This is a genomic window from Streptomyces sp. NPDC048483 (assembly GCF_040651455.1).
Classification (GTDB): domain Bacteria; phylum Actinomycetota; class Actinomycetes; order Streptomycetales; family Streptomycetaceae; genus Streptomyces.
On record NZ_JBEZJZ010000086.1, the window covers coordinates 22691 to 35637 of the forward strand.

At 72.9% G+C, this 12947-nt stretch carries 11 protein-coding genes and 1 pseudogene; 3 read left to right on the top strand and 9 right to left on the bottom strand.

Annotated elements, in window-relative coordinates; translation table 11 throughout:
• Nucleotides 1–39 precede the first annotated feature (39 nt).
• The gene (gene rpsT / locus AB0D04_RS31735) at nt 40–306 is read left to right on the top strand and encodes a 30S ribosomal protein S20 (protein ID WP_362710316.1); all 267 of its coding nucleotides are present in this window, start codon (nt 40–42) and stop codon (nt 304–306) included.
• 665 nt (nt 307–971) lie between these two features.
• Here the strand turns inward: rpsT and holA are convergent.
• Nucleotides 972–1958: a DNA polymerase III subunit delta gene (gene holA, locus AB0D04_RS31740; protein WP_362710318.1), complete on the bottom strand. Its 987-nt coding sequence runs from the start codon at nt 1956–1958 to the stop codon at nt 972–974.
• A 71-nt stretch (nt 1959–2029) separates the two neighbouring features.
• Between holA and AB0D04_RS31745 the strand changes: the two genes are divergently transcribed.
• Nucleotides 2030–2284 carry a hypothetical protein gene (locus AB0D04_RS31745; RefSeq protein ID WP_362710321.1) on the top strand — a complete coding sequence of 85 codons (255 nt, stop codon included), beginning with the start codon at nt 2030–2032 and terminating at the stop codon, nt 2282–2284.
• A 104-nt stretch (nt 2285–2388) separates the two neighbouring features.
• Here the strand turns inward: AB0D04_RS31745 and AB0D04_RS31750 are convergent.
• From AB0D04_RS31750 to AB0D04_RS31765, 4 genes and pseudogenes are all read right to left on the bottom strand, one after another.
• Nucleotides 2389–3114, bottom strand: a pseudogene (locus AB0D04_RS31750) (arylamine N-acetyltransferase).
• Between the two features lie 122 nt (nt 3115–3236).
• Nucleotides 3237–3725: an Rrf2 family transcriptional regulator gene (locus tag AB0D04_RS31755; protein ID WP_362710324.1), complete on the bottom strand. Its 489-nt coding sequence runs from the start codon at nt 3723–3725 to the stop codon at nt 3237–3239.
• Nucleotides 3712–5046 (bottom strand): MFS transporter, encoded by a 1335-nt coding sequence (locus AB0D04_RS31760; RefSeq protein ID WP_362710326.1) that lies wholly within the window; start codon nt 5044–5046, stop codon nt 3712–3714. The genes AB0D04_RS31755 and AB0D04_RS31760 overlap by 14 nt, the downstream gene beginning before the upstream one ends.
• Nucleotides 5043–5660 carry a helix-turn-helix domain-containing protein gene (locus AB0D04_RS31765; protein WP_362710340.1) on the bottom strand — a complete coding sequence of 206 codons (618 nt, stop codon included), beginning with the start codon at nt 5658–5660 and terminating at the stop codon, nt 5043–5045. The genes AB0D04_RS31760 and AB0D04_RS31765 overlap by 4 nt, the downstream gene beginning before the upstream one ends.
• A gap of 179 nt (nt 5661–5839) precedes the next feature.
• Between AB0D04_RS31765 and AB0D04_RS31770 the strand changes: the two genes are divergently transcribed.
• Entirely contained in the window at nt 5840–7066 is a 1227-nt protein-coding gene (locus AB0D04_RS31770; RefSeq protein ID WP_362710328.1) for a substrate-binding domain-containing protein, read from the top strand.
• On the opposite strand, the gene AB0D04_RS31775 is transcribed toward AB0D04_RS31770, so the two are convergent.
• The 4 genes from AB0D04_RS31775 to AB0D04_RS31790 all read right to left on the bottom strand — a co-directional run bounded on the left by AB0D04_RS31775 (nt 6996) and on the right by AB0D04_RS31790 (nt 12684).
• The gene (locus AB0D04_RS31775) at nt 6996–9647 is read right to left on the bottom strand and encodes a ComEC/Rec2 family competence protein (protein ID WP_362710330.1); all 2652 of its coding nucleotides are present in this window, start codon (nt 9645–9647) and stop codon (nt 6996–6998) included. The genes AB0D04_RS31770 and AB0D04_RS31775 overlap by 71 nt on opposite strands.
• Entirely contained in the window at nt 9644–10366 is a 723-nt protein-coding gene (locus AB0D04_RS31780; protein ID WP_362710333.1) for a ComEA family DNA-binding protein, read from the bottom strand. Before AB0D04_RS31780 ends, AB0D04_RS31775 begins: the two co-directional genes overlap by 4 nt.
• 523 nt (nt 10367–10889) lie before the next feature.
• Nucleotides 10890–11735 (bottom strand): DegV family protein, encoded by an 846-nt coding sequence (locus tag AB0D04_RS31785; RefSeq protein ID WP_362710335.1) that lies wholly within the window; start codon nt 11733–11735, stop codon nt 10890–10892.
• A 175-nt stretch (nt 11736–11910) separates the two neighbouring features.
• Nucleotides 11911–12684, bottom strand: a complete 774-nt coding sequence (locus AB0D04_RS31790; RefSeq protein ID WP_362710338.1) for a hypothetical protein — start codon at nt 12682–12684, stop codon at nt 11911–11913.
• Between the last annotated feature and the right edge of the window lie 263 nt (nt 12685–12947).

The window sequence follows — 12947 nt, forward strand, 5'->3', positions numbered from 1 at the left end:
CGCAACTCGAAACTCCAACGAACCTGAAAAGGCTCTTTCGTGGCGAACATCAAGTCCCAGATGAAGCGGATCAAGACCAACGAGAAGGCTCGTCAGCGCAACAAGGCTGTCAAGTCCACTCTGCGCACCGCGATCCGTCGCACCCGCGAGGCCGTGGAGGCCGGTGACCTGCAGAAGGCCACCACCGCCCAGGCCGAGGCTGCCAAGAAGCTCGACAAGGCCGTCAGCAAGGGTGTCATCCACAAGAACGCCGCCGCCAACAAGAAGTCGGCGCTGGCCAAGAAGGTTGCCGGCCTCAAGGGCTGAACCTTCGCGTGACTGCATGACCCGCAGCACCCCTGCCGACAGGGACCCAGCGGCCCCTCTCTCCGCTCCTTGATCGGTGCACCACCGCGCCGCACACGGCCTGCGTTCGCCACGCGGGTGCGGCGCACCCGGCCCGGCCGGCGGATTCCGCCGACAGAGCCGCGAAGCTTGATACGAAGGCCCCGCCTTCGCCCCTTCCCCGGGGCGGAGGCGGGGTCTTTTGCTGTGTTGGGTGGGCATGGCTCGGGGTGGGGGGTGGGAGACGCTTTGGCGGCTGTGGGGGCTGGGGGCGCCAGGGGCTTCGGGCGCCCGGGGTCTGGGGTCTGGGGTCTGGCGTCTGGCGTCTGGCGTCTGGCGTCTGGAGCCCGTGGTCCGGGGCGCGGTGAGGGCAGCCGGTGACGGTCCTCGCCGGGGGTGGGGCGTCAACGGTGCGGCGGGGCCACCAGGCGTCGGGGGCGCGCGGCGGGTTCGGAGCTAAGTTCGGCGGCCTTCACGAGGAAGCCGCCGCCCCGGCCCGCGCCAAATGAGGCCAAGGGGTCGGTGGGCCGGTGGGCCGGTGGGCCGGTGGGCCGGTGGGCCGGTGGGCCGGTGGGCCGGTGGGCCGGTGGGCCGGTGGGCCGGTGGGCCGGTGGTTCGGCGGGCCGGTGGGCCGGTGGTTCGACGGGTCAACGGCGAGATCGAGCCGCGCGCGCAATGGCAACGACGGCCTTCTCCAGGGCGTACTCGGGGTCGTCCCCGCCGCCCTTCACCCCCGCGTCGGCCGCGGCCACCGCTCGGAGCGCCGTCGCCACGCCGTCCGCCGACCAGCCGCGCATCTGCTGCCGTACCCGGTCGATCTTCCACGGCGGCATGCCCAGATCGCGGGCGAGGTCACCGGGGCGGGCGCCGCGCGGGGCGGAGGCCAGCTTGCCGATGGCGCGGACGCCCTGGGCGAGCGCGCTGGTGATCATGACGGGCGCGACACCGGTGGCCATCGCCCAGCGCAGCGCCTCCAGCGCCTCGGCGGCGCGGCCCTCCACGGCGCGGTCGGCGACCGTGAAGCTCGACGCCTCGGCCCGGCCCGTGTAATAGCGCGCGACGACGGCCTCGTCGATCGTGCCCTCGACATCGGCGGTCAGCTGTGAACAGGCCGAAGCGAGCTCGCGCAGATCGCTGCCGATCGCATCCACCAGCGCCTGGCACGCTTCCGGCGTCGCGGACCGCCCGACCGCCCGGAACTCGCCCCGTACGAACGCCAGACGGTCCGCCGGCTTGGTCATCTTGGGGCACGCCACCTCGCGCGCACCCGCCTTACGGGCAGCGTCCAGCAGGCCCTTGCCCTTGGCGCCGCCGGCGTGCAGCAGAACGAGTGTGATCTCCTCGGCGGGCGCGCCGAGAAACCCCTTGACGTCCTTGACGGTCTCCGCGGACAGGTCCTGGGCGTTGCGCACCACCACCACCTTGCGCTCGGCGAAGAGCGAGGGGCTGGTGAGCTCGGCGAGGGTGCCGGGCTGCAGCTGATCGGAGGTGAGGTCCCGTACATCGGTGTCCGCGTCGGCGGCGCGGGCGGCCGCCACCACCTGCTGCACGGCACGGTCGAGGAGCAGGTCCTCCTGGCCCACGGCGATCGTGACGGGGGCGAGCGGGTCGTCGTGAGCTGCATTCCTGGCCATCGCGGTCCAGCATCCCACGCCCCACTGACACCGCCGTCCCGGCCCGTGCTCCCCTGCCGGACAATGGTCCGGTGAGCGATGCACAACACCTACGGCATGTCCTGGTCCTGCCCGACCGCGATGCGGCAGAGGAGCTGGCGGAGCAGCTGACCGAACGTCTCGGTCTCCGCGAAGAGCCCCAGCTCGTACGGGACGCCCTGGCCGGCGAGGACGACGCGGAGGACGCGCAGTGGCTGGTGGTGGTCGAGGACCCGGACGCCGCCTTCGACCCGGCGCGGCTGGACGGGCTCGCGGCGGAGTACGAGGGGTGGCGGGAGGCAGAGTAGGCAGCGCCCGGCGGTCCGGGGGCGGGTGATTGCGGGGTTGTGTCGGTCGTTTGGGCGGACTCCGGCGCACGCGGACGCGCGGAGTGGAACATGACCGACGCGCCCTAGCCGGGCACCACGGGTTCCCGTTCCAGGATGATGCCGAAGTGGGGGAGCACCTCGCCCTCGGTCAGCCGGCGCTCGTCACGGGTGCCGTCCGGCCCGGTGATCACGAGCGTACGGCCGGAGAGGGTGAGCCGACTGCCGGTCTCCGTCAGCCGCGAACAGACCAGGGAACGGACGAAGTGGGATCGGGGCGAGGTGCGATGCCACCAGCACCCGGCCTCGAAGTCGGCGAGGACGCGCGGGCGTTGTTAGAGGCGGTACTGCGGGGTGCCGTCGCGGAGGACGTCGAGCTCGCCGTCCGGCGTCTCCTCGATACGGAAGACACCGCCGGGGTCGGACTGGTCGGCACGGCTGTCCAGCCGCAGCGGACGGTGGCTGTGCTTGCCGAATCCGACGTCCGCGAGCCACGACCCGCCGGGTAGGCGGACGCGCAGCGCGAGATGGTCGTACGGGATCCCGAGCCCGTCGGGCCCGAAGACGCGGGCGGCCAGTAGCCCGACGTCGTAGCCGAGGGCGCCGAGCAGCGTGGCGAACGCTCCGTTGAGTTCGTAGCAGAATCCGCCGCGACGGGCGCCGACGATCTTGTCGAGCAGCGGCCGTTCGGCGAGCACGATCTCCTCGCCGAGGTGGACGGAGAGGTTCTCGAAGGGCACGTTCCGCAGGTGGCTCAGGTGCAGGGCGCGCAGCACGTCGGCATCGGGAGCGGCGGGACGGACGGCGCCGATGCGGTGGAGGTAAGCGTCGAGGGCCGTGTGGTGTGTGGTGTGTGGTGTGTGGTGTGTGGTGTCTGTGCGGTGTGTGGTGTCTATGTGGTGCGCTCCCCCGGCGTCCGTCGGATGTGCGGCGTTCATCCGGTACGTGTCCGCTCCGAGGCAAACCAGCGGCGCGTGCGGTCGGCCACCGCGGCGGGCGTACCGGCGACGACATCGGCGATGGTCTGGGCGGCCAGCTCGCGGCGCCAGGCCAGCTCGGCCTTGCGCATGGCCGTCGAGATGCCGCAGGGGCGGCCGTACGCCCCGTCGGGGGCCTCGGCACCGGAGCCCCGGCGCCGGATCTCGGCACAGCGGAAGGCGTCCTCCGTACCCTCGATCGCCGCGACAACATCCATGAGAGTGATCCGCTCCGCCGGCCGCGCAAGCCGGAAGCCGCCGCGCGCACCGGGGGTGGAACTCAGGATCCCCGCACGCACCAGCGCCTGCAGCCGCTTGTTGAGATAGGCCTGCGGCAGCTCGAAGGACGCCGCGAGCCGCGCGGTCGACACCGGCCCCTCGCCCTCCAGCCAGGCCAGCGTCACACAACAGTGCAGGCCCCACTCGACGCCCTCACTCATCCTCATGACGGGGAGTGTATCGAATCTGGAGGTTGGGGGTCCTGGTTCGACCCCCTGCCGCTGCCCAGTGGGGGCGGAGTGGCGGGTGTGCGGGTCGGCAGGGTACGTATTCGGGGTACCGAGGACGGCAGCAGCCACAGGAGGCACAGGGTGGCGCCGACAGTGGCCGTCCAGAGGGTGGGGCGCAGGCCCAGGACCGTACCGAGCCCGCCGCCGGCCAGGGCGCCGAGGGGCGGAAGCCGTAGTTCAGGGTGCGGGAGGCGCCGGATATACGGGAGCGCAGGGCGTCCGGCGTCAGTGCGGCGATCAGCGAGCCGGACGCGATGCCGAGGAGCATCACGCCGACAGAGGACAGGAATTCGGCAAGGAAGAGCAGCGCGATGACCTGGGGGTCGGATCCGCCTGCCAAAGGGACGAGCAGCAGCGGGACGGTGAAGCCTGCAAAGCCGACGAGGATGGTCGGCCCGAGGCCGAGAGCGCGCACGGCCCGGCCCGCGACGGCCGCCCCGATAAGGCCACCGACCGCACCGGCCCCCAGCACCGCCCCCAACACGCCTGCATCGAGGCCGAGTTCGGTGGTCGCATAGAGCACGAACAGTGTGTGGAACATCAGGTTGAAGAACTGCACCGTCCCGGAAGCGGCGAATAGCGCGCGCATCGTGGGGTGGCGCAGCGTCCAGCGCACCCCCTCGGTGAAGTAGCCCTTGACCGGCGGCGCGGGCGGAGGTTCGACCGGTTCGATACGCGCCAGCAGGACGGCGGAGCAGAGGAAGGTCAGCGCATCGGCGAGCAGTGCCACCGGTGCGGCGAGCAGCTGGACCAGCATGCCGCCCACTCCGGGGCCACCGACGAACGCCATCGCGCGAGCGCCGTTGAGCAGGGCGTTTGCGGTGACGAAGCGGTCCGCGGGAACAAGCGAGACAAAGACAGTGGCGTTGCAGACGTCGAAGAGGACGGTGAGCGCGCCGACCGTGAAGGCGATGGCGTAGAGCTGGGCGAAGGTGAGGGCGTCCACGGCATACGCGACGGGCAGCGAGACGACCAGCAGCGCACGCAGCAGATCGGCCGTGATCATCACCCGACGGCGCCGGGCCCGCCGGTCCACCCAGGCACCCGCGGCGAGGCTCAGCAGCAAGGCCGGCAGCAGCTCGGCGGTCTTGAGCAGGCCCATGTCGGCGGCATCGGCGTGCAGGACGAGGACGGCGGCGAGCGGGATCGCGATCAGGGAAATCTGGTCGCCGATGAGCGAGACCGAGTGAGCCGCCCAGAAGCGGCGGTACGCGCGCTCGCGCAGCAGGACAGGGAGGCGGGCCGATAAGGACCTCATGAGGCGCCTTCGCCGGGTGTGGAAGGAGCACCCTCGTCGCAGGCTCCGGCCGGCGCGCCCGCCCCCCTCTCGCCGTGGCGGACGAAGGCGACGCGCAGGAGGCTGACCAGTCGCGCGTCGGCCGGGCGGGATGCCGGGTCCGACAGGCGTGGCACATAGGGCGCCAGCAATTCCGTGATCCGCTCGCCCAGTTCGGCGAGTTCCGGCGCGGTCAGGTAGAGCGAGATGTCGCCGAACTGCTCGGCCTCTTGCCATGCGTGGGGCAGGGTGTGGCGCTGCTCCAGGGCGCGGGTCATCTTGGCCAAGTAATTCTCGGCGAGGGCAATCTGCAGGGCCGTGGAGGCCTCGGCGACCGCCCGATCGTCGGAGTGGTCCGGCCAGTCGGTGAACTGCGCGGTCGCCCGCCAGGGCTTCTCCCGCCCGCGCCCGCCCCCGACCTGCTCCACCAAGTCGTACTTGGCAAGCATCCTCAGGTGGTACGAGCAGCTGGCGACGGACTCCCCGGTCAGCTCGGCGGCGAGGGTCGCGGTCAGCGGGCCTTCGCGGCGCAGCAGCCCGACCAGCTCCATGCGGGTGGGATGGGCGTAGGCGCGCAGCGCCCGCGGGTCGGTCAGGTGCCTGCGGTCGGCGAACGGTTCGACGGGCGGGGCCGCTGCGGCAGGACCAGGAGATCAGCGATGCCACGCTGGCGCTGCTGCGGTTCGAGAACGACGGCGGCAAGGACATCGTCCGGCAGGACTACCAGGAGCCACTGACCGTCGAGTTCGCCGGCCGCACCGTCATCGGGGTCGAGGTGCCGGACGCCAACCCGACGGATCTGGTGAGCATGCTGACCCGCAACGGCGGCGGGCTGCGGCACGACGGCGGTCGGCTGCACGTCCCCAGGGTGCCGTTGAACAAGCGCGATCACTTCAAGTTGCTGGTGTTGCTCTCGGGCCCTGGGGACGGAGCCGGAGGTGGGTCCGGGGCCGGTGGCCGCTCCGGCACCGGCGGCGGTCTCGGCGAGGTGACCGTGGGTGGGTTCATCAGCGGCGGGCGGATTCGGCGCAACGCCCAGCGCTGGGGGCCGCGCAAGCTCAGCCTCGCCCTGGGGGGCACCTTCATCGTCCTGCTGGGACTGCTCGGCGGGCTGTTGCTCAACGGCCGTGCGACGCCGGTGCCCAGCGAGTGCGCCGCCGGGCGGCTGACCATCGACGGGTCCACGGCCTTCGCCCCGCCGATGCGGGAGATCGCCCGGCAGTACCGGGCCCGGTGCGGGGGCGCCGCCATCACCGTTTCGGAGAGCGGCAGCCTGTCCGGCCTGGGCAGCCTCAACCGGGAGGGCAAGCCCGCGACCACCGAGGGTCCCGGCTTCATCGCCGTATCGGATGTGCCTGCGCCGTCCCTCTACCGGCGGCTGGAGGGCGAGCGGGTGGGCGTCATCCTGCTCAGTCTGGTGGCGAACGAGAAGGCCGGGGTCGATGACCTCACCGTCGACCAGGTCCGCAAGATCTATGACGGGACGTACACCAACTGGAAGCAGGTGCACGGCAACGACCTGACGATCCACCTCGTCAGCCGGGACGCCGGCTCGGGCACCCGCCGGGCGTTCGAGACGTCCGCGCTGCACCGCTCGGAGCCGGGGGTCGTGTCGTCGTACGACTGCGGCGACAAGGACCGCGACGAGCGAGCGCGCCTGACGCGCTGCGAGGTGAACAGCACCAAGAGCCTGCTGGACGCGGTGGACCGGGTGCCGGGCGCGATCGGCTACGCCGAGGTGTACGCGGCGGCGAAGCGGCCGCACCTGGTCAGCGTCCGGCTGGACGGACATGAGCCGGACATCGAGTGGGGACAGCAACGTGATTACCCCTTCTGGACGGTGGAGTACCTCTACACATACGGGCGGCCCGAGGACGGCTCACTGACCGCGAAGTTCCTGGCATTCATGGACTCCGACACGGCGAAGAACATCATGCGGATGTACAAGCACGTGCCCTGCGCCGACCGGCAGAGCCTGCCGGACGCCGTCTGCCGCCCCTGAGCCCGCGCCTGAGGCCTCGGCGGCCACGGACACGGCGGCCACGAACCGTCGCGGACAGCCGGTCACGGGGGCCCAGGACCGCGATGGCTCCGTCGGTGTCGGTCCGCAGCACCCGGGCACCCTGGGCACGCAGCGCCTCGATGGTGCGGGGCGCCGGATGTCCGTACGGGTTGCCGGCGCCGGCGGATACCATGGCCAGGCGCGGCGCCAGGCGTCGTATCAGCTGCGGGTCCTGGTAGGCGGAGCCGTGGTGGGCCACCTTGACGACGTCCACGGAGGACAGTTCGGGGTGAGCGGTCAGCAGGGCCTGCTGAGCGGGTGGTTCGAGATCGCCGAGCAGGAGGAGGGTCAGCCCGCCCGTACGGACGAGCAGGGTGACGCTGGCGTCGTTGGGGCCGGGCGGCAGCGGCGCCGATACGGCCGCTCCCGGCGGCACGGGAGCCGGCGGCCAGAGAACTTCCCAGGTCAGTGGGCCCAGGCGGCGGCGCTCCCCCGGTAGGGCGCGGATGACCGGCACCCGGGCGCCCGCGGCCCGGCGGCGTACGAACTCGGCCTGTCCTGGGGGCTCGTCGAGCGTGGTGGTCTCAATGGCGCCGACTGCGCGGCCGTGCAGCGCGCCGGGGAGGCCGTCCACGTGATCGGCGTGGAAATGGGTGAGCACCAGGAGTGGGATGCGGCGGATGCCCAGGTCGGTCAGGCAGCGGTCGATGGCCTGGGGCTCGGGGCCGGTGTCGACGACGAGTGCCGTACCGTCCCCAGCGGCCAGTACCAGGCCGTCCCCCTGCCCGACATCGCAGACCACAGCCCGCCATCCCGGTGGCGGCCAGCCGGTGAGGATACGGGTGAACGGGGCGGGGCGGCAGATCGCCAGGACCAGAGCCAGGGCGCAGAGCACACAGAGCCAGCGGCGGCGCAGCAGTCGGCGGCCGACCGTCACCAGGACGACGGTGGCGCCCGCCAGCAGCAGGCCGCCCGGCCAGCCCCCCGGCCATCCGAGCTCCGCTCCGGGCAGCGACGCGCCCGTACGGGCGATTGCTGCGATGCCTTCGGCGGGCCAGGCCGCACACCACGCCAGTGCGTGGGCGACCGGTGGCGCGACCGGGGAGATGGCGAGGGCGGCGAAGCCGAGCACGGTGGCCGGAGCCACGGCCAGTTCGGCGAGCAGGTTGCAGGGCACGGCGACCAGGCCGACCCGGGCGGCGAGCACGGCGACGACGGGTGCGCAGACCGCCTGTGCGGCGGCCGCCGCGGCCAGCACCTCGGCCAGGCGGGGCGGTACCCGGCGACGCTGGAGGGCGGCGCTCCAGCGCGGGGCGAGCAGAAGCAGCGCGCCGGTCGCCAGGACGGAGAGCAGAAAGCCGTAGCTGCGGGCGAGCCAGGGGTCGTAGAGCACCAGCAGCAGGACCGCGGCGGCGAGCGCGGGGAGCAGCGAGCGCCGGCGGCCGCTGCCGATCGCGAGCAGGGTGATCAGCCCGCAGGCGGCGGCCCGGAGCACGCTCGGGTCCGGCCGGCACACCACGACAAAGGCGAGCGCGAGTGCGCCGCCGATGAAGGCCGTACCCCGCAGCGACAGGCCCAGCCGCGGCGCCAGACCGCGGCGTTCGGCGCGGAGCGCGAGATGCGGCGGGCCGATCAGGAGGGCGAGCACGATGGTCAGGTTGCTGCCGGAGACGGCGAGCAGATGCGTCAGGTCGGTGGCCCGGAAGGCGTCGTCCAGGTCCGGCGGCACCCGCGAGGTGTCTCCCACGACAAGGCCGGGCAGCAGCGCACGGGCATCGGGGCGCAGCCCGTCGGAGGCCTCGCGGAGCCCGGCGCGCAGGCTGCCGGCCAGCCGCTGAAGGGTGGACGGCGAGCCACTCCTGACCGGTGGCGCATCGGCGCTGACCCGCAGCACGGCGGCGACCTGGTCGGTCGGCGACAGCGGCGGGGCGGCACGCGCCACCACCCGGATACGGGTCGACGGCAGCAACCCGCGCCACGCCGCGGACGGCCCGTCGCGCGCCTCGCCGCCCGTCTGCCCGCGGCCGTGGCCCTGTACGACGACCAGCGCCGGCGTACGGACGGCGGTCACCGCGCCGTCCGGTGCGGCCACCCGGACGGCATCGGCGGTGAACACCACCGCCGGGGGCGTCCGTTGGGAACCGCGCACCTTGGGCCGGGTCAGCCGGGGATCGCCGGTGACCTCCAGCTCGACCGTGACCCGCGCATAGCGCTGCGCCCAGCCCGGCAACGGTCCCCGCCGCAGATCCGCCGCATGCAACGCCGCCGACGCGGCCCCGGCCGCGGCGCACAGCAACACCGCCGCCAGGGCAACGAACGCACCGGCCGACCAGCGCCGGGCAGCTCGGGCACCCCGCCGCCGCACCACCGCCACCCGCAACGCCGGCACCGCGAGGACCACGGCCCCGGCGCAGAGCACCGCCACCACCTCGCCCGGTGCGCCCAGGCCCGCCGCCGCGGCGCCCCAGGCCGCCAGCGCCGGCGCGACCAGCCGGAGGTCGGCCGGCCCCTCCTGATGCGGGTCCGAGTCCCCGTACGGCGACTGCGCGGAGGCATGCACCGGGGCACGCGGGGTGGTCATGGCTGCACCAAGGGACGGAGATCGGCAAACCGGCGATCGCCGATCCCGGTCACCTGGCGGAGCTGGTCCACGGACGTGAATCCGCCGCGCTGGGTGCGGAATTCGATGATGTGACGGGCGAGCACGGGCCCCACGCCGGGGAGGGTGTCGAGTTGCTGCTCGGTCGCCGCGCTCAGGCTGACCGGTCCGGCCGGCCCGCCCGCGCCACCCGGCGGCCCGCTCCCGGCGCCGCCCATCCCCGCCGCACCGCTCGTGGCATCCGTCGTACTTCCCGCCGTACTCCCTGCAGTCGTCCCGCCCACCACGATCTGTTCGCCGTCGGCCAGCAGCCGCGCCCGGTTCAGCCCACGGGTGCTCGTCCCGCGCAGCACACCGCCCGCGGCCCGTAACGCATCGGTCACCCGCGACCCCGGCGGCAGCCGGTGGATCCCGGGGTGCCGCACCTTGCCCGTGACATCGATCACCAGCTCACGTCCCGGACCGCCCGACGGGCCGCCCGCCGTCGCACCAGGTGACGAGACGGATGGCGAGAGAGACGGCGACAAGGACGACTGCCCGGCCCCGGCGCCCGGTGTCATGTCCTTCCGCACGGCCGCCGGGGCACGTACCGGCTCAGGGCCCGCGCCCCAGAAGTGCTGTACGGCGAACCCCACGGCCACCACCAGCACCAGGGCGAGAGCGGCGAGTGCCTTCGGGTCGGTGCCGCACCGTAACTGCACCCACAGCGGCAGCCGTTCACGCGCCGCGAGCCAGAGCCGTTCCCGTCGGCCGGGACTCGGCGGATCGGGCGGACGGAGCGAGGAGCGGCCTTCTCGGTCTCTCGGCTGGCCGGGGCGGCGTAGCGGTGGATCGGGAGAATCCGGTGGCGCGCTCGTGGCCACGGCAGCGGGCCCGGCTCCCGCATCGGCGAACAACGCGGCGGCCCGCTCCCGAATCGACAAACCCGACGCGCCGGAAGCCGACGAGGCGGACGGCGCAGGCACGGACCACGGAGCGGCGGACGGCGGAGGCGCGGAAGCCGACGGAGCCGAAACCGCCACCGAGCCCCCCGGGCCCGATGAAGCCGACGGAGCCACCACCGGCGAATCGACAGAAACGAACAGAGACGACGCAGCAGATCGAGAGTCCATGACCCCGACGCTAAGCACCTCGCGCCGATCTCGCCGGGCGGCCTCAATTTCCGTGGATATCAGGCCAGTTGTGGATAACTACGTCACCCACAGGAGCCCCCGGACGCGCCCCTCACCTCGGTGAGACCACAGCCCCCAGCAACCCCGGCCCCGTGTGCGCGCCGATCACCGCACCCACCTCGCTCACATGCAGCTCATGCAGCCCCGGCACGCGCTCCCGAAGCCGCTGGGCCAGCGCGTCCGCACGTTCCGCCGCCGCGAGATGGTGGACCGCGATATCGACCTCGCCCTCCCCCGCCCGCTCCGCGGCGATCTCCTCCAGCCGTGCGATGGCCTTGGACGCCGTACGGACCTTCTCCAGCAGTTCGATCCGCCCGTCGGCCAGTTGGAGAATCGGCTTGACGGCCAGCGCCGAGCCGAGGAGCGCCTGTGCCGCGCCGATCCGGCCGCCGCGCCGCAGGTAGTCGAGGGTGTCGACGTAGAAATAGGCGGAGGTGCCCGAGGCCCGCTTCTCCGCGGCCGCCACCGCCTCGTCCACATCCCCGCCGCTCTCCGCCACCTCGGCGGCCGCGAGGGCGCAGAACCCGAGGGCCATCGCGACCATCCCGGTGTCCACGACACGTACCGGCACCGGCGCCTCCTTGGCCGCGAGCACCGCCGCGTCATAGGTGCCGGAGAACTCCGAGGACAGGTGCAGCGAGACGATGCCGCTCGCGCCGCTCTCCGCGACCGCACGATAGGTGTCCGCGAAGGTCGCGGGGCTGGGCCGCGAGGTCGTCACGGCGCGGCGCTTCTGCAGCGCCTGGGCGACGGATCTCGCGGAGATCTCGGTGCCCTCTTCCAGCGCCTGGTTCCCCAGGACGACGGTCAGTGGTACGGCCGTGATCTGGTGACGCTCGATTGCCGCCCGCGGCAAGTAGGCCGTGGAATCGGTGACGATGGCGACATGGCGGGACATGACTGGGAGGTTAGCCGGGGAACCCGGCACCCGACAGTGCGGGCCCCTCCCCAAGATCTTCCATGTTTGGCCAAGGCTCTGCCAAGAGACCTACGGCGGGCGCCGTCAACCCCATGGCCTTCTCCTCATCCCCCGTCCCGCCCGCCCGAACCCCTCCCCCTCGCCGGTTGTGCGGTCAGGCCGGCGTCCCCTTCGTCCCCGGCGCGCCCTCCGCCCGGGGGATCCCCTCCGCCTCAGGCGCCTTCTCCCACGAATATGTCGGCCGGCTGCGCGGATCCCGGGCCGTGATCGCCGGGGCTTCGTCGCCCGTCGGATCCCAGGTGTACGGGCCGTCGGCCGCGCCCGCATTACGTCCCTGTCCCGCCGGATCCCCGACCGGCTGCTGCACCGGCTCCCCCGCCGGCTCGTGCGTCCAGTGCCGCAGCGCACCCGCCTCGACATCGATCTGATCGCTCAGCGCCGCCAGATCATCGTCCGCGAACTTCCGGGCCCGGTCGCGGGCCGCCCAGCGAAGAGACTCCGCGGAGTGCGTGATCCGCTCCGTACGCTCGCGCAGGTCCGGCAGGCGGGCCGTGATGGTGGCGCGGTCGGGCTCGCGTTCCAGGCGTCTGAGCTCGTCGTCCAGCTCATGGCCATGGGCGCTGAGGCGCTCGAAGAGGCTGAGCGATTCGCTGAGGGAGGCGTCGTCCGCGGAGCCGCTGCGCAGCACTTCCTGTGTCGCACGCATGGAGGTGCGCAGTGAGAGCCGCAGCTGCGCCAGCTCGCCGACCACGCCCGGCTGGGTGAGCCGGCGCGCCCGCAAGCTCGTGTCCTCGACGGTGCGCCGCGCCTGGGCGACCGTACGGTCCACACCGCGTTTGGCCGCCGTGACGGCCTTGACGGTCACGAACACCCCGGCCGCGACGAGCAGCACAAAGAGCAGCGCGAAGACGGCGACAGCTACTTCCATGAGCTCTCCCCAGCAGTCTCGGCGGCGCCGGTCCGTCCCCCGCGCCCTGTCCCTCCACGGTAAACGGCGAGGGCAGGCCAGGGGTTCCCGACGAACCCCCAACCTGCCCGTAGGGGAAACCCCCTGGACTGCACTTGTGCAGCGCCTCTGCGCAGCAGCCCTGTGCAGCAGTCGGCGGCGCGCCCGGAGCGGCTCCGGGCTCCTTGACCGGCCACTGGCGCTTGGGGTTGGTCATGCCGGCGGTGGAGCAGGTGCCCTCACAC

Coding starts and splice junctions, on each gene's coding strand:
- holA (WP_362710318.1), bottom strand. CDS start 1,958: ATGGCCAGGAATGCAGCTCACGACGACCCGCTCGCCCCCGTCACGATC.
- AB0D04_RS31755 (WP_362710324.1), bottom strand. CDS start 3,725: ATGAGGATGAGTGAGGGCGTCGAGTGGGGCCTGCACTGTTGTGTGACG.
- AB0D04_RS31760 (WP_362710326.1), bottom strand. CDS start 5,046: ATGAGGTCCTTATCGGCCCGCCTCCCTGTCCTGCTGCGCGAGCGCGCG.
- AB0D04_RS31775 (WP_362710330.1), bottom strand. CDS start 9,647: ATGACCACCCCGCGTGCCCCGGTGCATGCCTCCGCGCAGTCGCCGTAC.
- AB0D04_RS31785 (WP_362710335.1), bottom strand. CDS start 11,735: ATGTCCCGCCATGTCGCCATCGTCACCGATTCCACGGCCTACTTGCCG.
- AB0D04_RS31790 (WP_362710338.1), bottom strand. CDS start 12,684: ATGGAAGTAGCTGTCGCCGTCTTCGCGCTGCTCTTTGTGCTGCTCGTC.